At 64.4% G+C, this 5088-nt stretch carries 5 protein-coding genes; 2 read left to right on the top strand and 3 right to left on the bottom strand.

The genetic code is table 11. The features are described from left to right. Positions 1-119 (top strand): phosphatase PAP2 family protein (locus tag VFG49_RS12505; protein ID WP_324860964.1); only part of this gene is annotated, 119 nt, incomplete at its 5' end. Between the two features lie 784 nt (positions 120-903). Here VFG49_RS12505 and accD read toward each other — a convergent pair. The 3 genes from accD to trpB are packed head-to-tail and all read right to left on the bottom strand — an operon-like array spanning position 904 to position 3833. Further along, a complete protein-coding gene (gene accD / locus VFG49_RS12500; protein ID WP_324860962.1) occupies positions 904-1776 on the bottom strand; it encodes an acetyl-CoA carboxylase, carboxyltransferase subunit beta in 873 nt (290 codons plus the stop codon). 54 nt (positions 1777-1830) lie between these two features. Further along, positions 1831-2628 carry a tryptophan synthase subunit alpha gene (gene trpA, locus VFG49_RS12495; RefSeq protein ID WP_324860959.1) on the bottom strand — a complete coding sequence of 266 codons (798 nt, stop codon included), beginning with the start codon at positions 2626-2628 and terminating at the stop codon, positions 1831-1833. Then, positions 2625-3833, bottom strand: coding sequence for a tryptophan synthase subunit beta (gene trpB / locus VFG49_RS12490; protein ID WP_324860957.1), 1209 nt, complete (start codon positions 3831-3833; stop codon positions 2625-2627). The genes trpA and trpB overlap by 4 nt, the downstream gene beginning before the upstream one ends. Positions 3834-3938: 105 nt before the next feature. Here trpB and VFG49_RS12485 point away from each other — a divergent pair, with 105 nt between their 5' ends. Continuing rightward, positions 3939-4835 carry a LysR family transcriptional regulator gene (locus tag VFG49_RS12485; protein ID WP_324860955.1) on the top strand — a complete coding sequence of 299 codons (897 nt, stop codon included), beginning with the start codon at positions 3939-3941 and terminating at the stop codon, positions 4833-4835. Positions 4836-5088: the final 253 nt, after the last annotated feature.

Below are 5088 nucleotides of genomic sequence, written 5' to 3'. Positions count from 1 at the left end.
CTTCGCGCGTGATCCTTGGCCTGCACTATCCGAGCGACGTGATTGCAGCGACGGCGATCGGCGGCGCGCTGGGTGCAGTCTCGTTGTGGTTGCTGCCGTTGCAGACGTTGATGGGCTGAGGCGGGAGTGAATCGCGCACAGGGTGCGCCCCAACAAGAGCACCGTGCCATTGTAGGAGCGCACCCAGTGCGCGAACAAACCCCACACCAGCGCTGAGCATTTTCCCGCCATCGCGTCAGGCACGCTTTGCGCTCAGATAGATAGCGCATCTATCCACAAGCTTTTCCCCGGCGCATCCACATCGTCTGTGGAAAACGCAGCGAACCCCACATATGCGGATGCGCAAACGCGCGCGCCGCGCAACGAGACTTGTTGCGCAATAGCGCATCACGGCGTCGCGATCTGTTTGACGTCAACGAGATAGGCCACCTATCCACAGGCTTCTCAAGTGCGTATCCACATTGGCTGTGGAAAACTTGCAGCACCTTGCCGTCGCGTACAGGGTGCGCTCCCACCAGAGCAAGGCGGCCGACGCCTGATCATTCGCGCATCAACACGTCACGACGTGTTCAACATCAACGAGATAGTGCAGCTATCCACAGGCTTCTCGAACGCGTATCCACATTGGCTGTGGAAAACTTGCGGCGTCTCGCCATCGCGCACAGGATGCGCTCCCACATCTGAGGTGCGCGCTTATTGTGGGAGCGCACCCTGTGCGCGACGCGGACTTGCCTCACGCCTGCTCAATGACCCACCAACGCGTCACCACGTCTTTGCGGTCAAGCAGATAGCTCACCTATCCACAGGCTTCTCCCACCCACATCCACACGGCCTGTGGAAAACGCGTGCAAAAAAACAGCGCCACAAGGGCGCTGTTCTTCGATGCCATGCGGTTGCGTGCCGTCACGCCACGCGCGGCGCCTTCTGCAGGATGCCCAGCAGGTCGGCCAGCTTGTCGCGCATCTCGCGACGATCGACGATCAGGTCGATGGCGCCGTGCTCCACCAGGAACTCCGAGCGCTGGAAGCCTTCCGGCAAGGTCTCGCGCACGGTCTGCTCGATCACGCGCGGACCGGCGAAACCAATCAGTGCCTTCGGTTCGGCCACGTTGATGTCACCCAGCATGCCCAGGCTTGCCGACACGCCACCGGTGGTTGGATGCGTAAGCACGCTGATGTACGGGACGCCCGCATCGCGCATGCGCGCCAGCGCGGCCGACGTCTTCGCCATCTGCATCAGCGAGAACAACGACTCCTGCATGCGCGCGCCGCCCGTGGCGGAGAAGCACACCAGGGCGCTGCGGTCGGCCAGTGCGCGCTCCGCGGCGCGGGTAAACTTTTCGCCCACTACCGAGCCCATCGAGCCGCCCATGTAGGAGAACTCGAAAGCCACCGCCATCAGCGGACGGCCCTTGAGGCGACCGTTCATCGCCAGCAGCGCGTCCTTCTCGCCGGTGGACTTTTGCGCCGCGATGATGCGGTCGCGGTACTTCTTGGAGTCACGGAACTTGAGCGGATCGCTCGGCTCCATGCTGGCCCACAACTCCTGCGCCGAACCTGCATCGAGGAACGAGTCCAGGCGCGCGCGCGCATCGATGGTGTGGTGGTGACCGCACTTGGGGCAAACCATCAGGTTGCGCTCCAGCTCCGGCCGGTACAGCACCGTGCCGCAACCGCCGCACTTTTCCCACACACCTTCCGGCACCTTGCCCTTGCCGGCGGTACCGGTGGCTTCCGTGCGGGGGCGCGGAGTCATGATTTTCTGGAGCCAGTTCATATCATCAAACCTCAAACGCTTTTGCCCTCTCCCCCGGAGGGTGAGGGAACAAGTTCAGGCATCGAGTGCCTCGCGTATCGGCACCAGGAAGTCCTTGGCTCGTGCGACGACATCATCGACATCTTCCGCACCCGCCAGGCGCTCCACCAGCGCACTGCCGATTACCACCGCATCCGCGAAACCGGCAATGGCCCTGGCCGACTGCGCATCGCGCACACCGAAACCCACAGCCACCGGTGCCTTGGACTTCGCACGGATATCGGCGACGCGAGCAGCGATGTCACTGGTGCTCAATCGTGCCGCGCCCGTGATGCCGGCGAACGAGACATAGTACAGGAAACCCTCGGCCGACCCGCACAGCTGCACCATACGCGAGGGTGCGGTGGTGGGCGCCGCAAGCAGGATTTGCTGCAGACCCGCATCGCGCAAGGGCTGCAGCACGGCGGACTCTTCCAGCGGGCAATCAACCACCAGCAGGCCATCCACGCCGGCCTGCACGGCCTCGTTCGCAAAGCGCGTGTAGCCGTGGATCTCGATCGGGTTGAGGTAGCCCATCAGGACGACGGGTGTGTCCGCATCGCGCTGGCGGAATTGCGCGACCCAGCCCAGCACATCGGCGAGGCCGACGCCCTTGGCGATCGCGCGTTCGCTGGCGTGCTGGATCACCGGACCATCCGCCATCGGGTCGGAGAAAGGCACGCCTAGTTCGATCACGTCTGCGCCTGCATCCACCAAGGCGTGCATGAGCGCGACGGCGTGCTGCGGAGACGGATCGCCTGCGGTGACGAAAGGAATCAACCCGGTGCGACCGGCAGACTTCAGTTGCTGGAAACGGCGGTCGATGCGGCTCATACCTGCACTCCTTCGCGGGCTGCAATCGTGTGTACGTCCTTGTCGCCGCGCCCGGAGAGGTTGCACAGCACCAGGCCGTCCTTCGGATATTCGCGCGCCAGCTTGATGGCTTGGGCCACGGCATGGCTCGATTCCAACGCAGCAAGAATGCCTTCGGTACGCGCCAGCAAATGGAATGCTTCCAGCGCTTCGTCGTCGGTGACGCCGACGTATTCCGCGCGCCCGGCATCTTTCAGGAACGCATGCTCGGGACCGACGCCTGGATAGTCGAGACCCGCGGACACCGAATGTGTCTCGGTGATCTGGCCGTTGTCATCGCAAAGCACATAGGTGCGATTGCCATGCAGCACGCCGGGGCGACCCGCCGCCAGCGAAGCGGCGTGATGACCCGTGGCAATGCCCTCGCCCGCGGCCTCGGCACCGACGACGCGCACGTTCTCGTCATTGAGGAAAGCGTGGAACAGGCCGATCGCATTGGAGCCACCGCCCACGCAGGCGGTGAGCACGTCCGGCAGGCGGCCGAATTGCTCCTGCACCTGCACGCGCGCCTCGCGGCCAACGATGGAGTTGAAATCGCGCACCATCAACGGATAGGGGTGCGGGCCCGCCACCGTGCCAATGATGTAGAAGGTGTCGGCCACGTTGGTGACCCAATCCCGCATCGCTTCGTTGAGCGCATCCTTGAGCGTCTTGGAGCCGGACGTCACCGGCACCACCTCGGCGCCAAGCAGCTTCATGCGATACACGTTGATCTTCTGCCGCTCGATATCCACCGCGCCCATGTAAACCACGCACTTGAGGCCGAAGCGCGCCGCCACCGTGGCACTGGCCACGCCATGCTGGCCCGCGCCGGTCTCGGCAATGATGCGCGGCTTGCCCATGCGCTTGGCCACGAGCGCCTGGCCGATGGTGTTGTTGATCTTGTGCGCGCCGGTATGGTTGAGGTCCTCGCGCTTGAGCAGGATGCGGGCGCCGCCCACGTGCCGGGACAGGCGCTCGGCGTAATACACCGGGCTGGGGCGGCCCACGTAGTACTTCAGGTCACGGTCCAGCTCGGCCAGGAAGTCCGGATCCTCGCGCAGTCGCAGGTAGGCCTCAGTCAGTTCGGCCAGCGGCGCCATCAGGGTTTCGGCGACGTAGCTGCCGCCGTAGGCACCAAAGCGCCCCTGCTCGTCGGGATACGCGCTGTAGTCGATCTTGCTCATGGGGATGCTCACAGAGGGAGAAATGCACGCGCCACCCTACCCCATGGAGTGGCACGCCAAAAGCGATATGATGGCCACCATCCGTCAAATAAACTCACATATCCCATGCCGCGCCCATTGCCTTCCCTCAACGCCCTGCATGCCTTCGAAGCCGCGGCCCGCCTGGGCAGCGTCAGCAAGGCGGCGACCGAGCTGCATGTCACCCACGGCGCCGTGAGTCGACACATTCGCTCACTGGAGGAAGAGCTGGGCGTGGCCTTGTTCCAGCGGCAAGGACGGGGCCTGGCACTGACCCCGGCCGGACAGCGCCTGCGTGACACCAGCACCGCCGCGTTCGCCCAGCTGCGCGAAACCGTGGAGTCGCTGCGTCCTGAAGCTGGGCACGCGCCGTTCGTACTGGGTTGCCCGGTCAGCCTGCTGGCGCGCTGGATGATTCCCCGCCTGGAACGCCTGATGGCCGAGCTCCCGGGCCTGGACCTGCATCTGCGTCCTCAGGAAACGCCTTTCGACGACGCCCTCGGCGGTCTTGATGCGGCCGTGCTGGCCGGCGAGACACCGTGGCCGGCGTCATGGCGTGTATATCCGCTGGTGCGCGAGCGCATCGGCCCGGTGGCCAGTCCCGACTTTGCGATGACCCACCGGTTGTCCGCGCGCCCGCCAACTGCCGTGCTGCAGGTGCCACTACTGCAGACGCAATCGAGATCGCAGGCATGGACCAAGTGGGCACATGCCATGGGCGTGGCTACCGCGCAGCTGCCCGCGGCGCAGGGCTATCCGCACCTATATCACCTGATCGAGGCCGCCGTCGCCGGCCGTGGCCTGGCCATCGCACCCGAAGCGCTGGTGGCCGGCGACCTGGCGTCAGGACGCCTGGTCGCGCCATGGGGTTTCGTGGATTCATCGGCACAGTGGGTGCTCGCGACGCCGTCGCGCATGCCGGGCGAACGTTCCCAAGCGCTGGCGACATGGCTGAAAGCCGAATTCACTCGAAGTGCCCAATGAAGAACACTGCGCATTTGCGCGCCACCGCGTCGCCAAACCTTTGACATCAATTAGATAGCGCATCTATCCACAGGCTTTTCCAGCCCGCATCCACATTGCCTGTGGAAAACACGTCGACATGAATCGCCCCGGGTTTCGTGGAGGCCCGTTGGGTTAAGTCATGCCACCGCGTGGGCGGCTTGACTGGTGACTTGCCGATAGTAGTTAGCTTCAGCCTCTGCAGGCGGAATATAGCCGATGGGTTCCAGCAGGC

Origin of the sequence: Dyella sp. (assembly GCF_035685885.1) — a bacterium.
GTDB lineage: Bacteria > Pseudomonadota > Gammaproteobacteria > Xanthomonadales > Rhodanobacteraceae > Dyella.
This window is presented reverse-complemented; position numbering and strand designations above follow the sequence as displayed.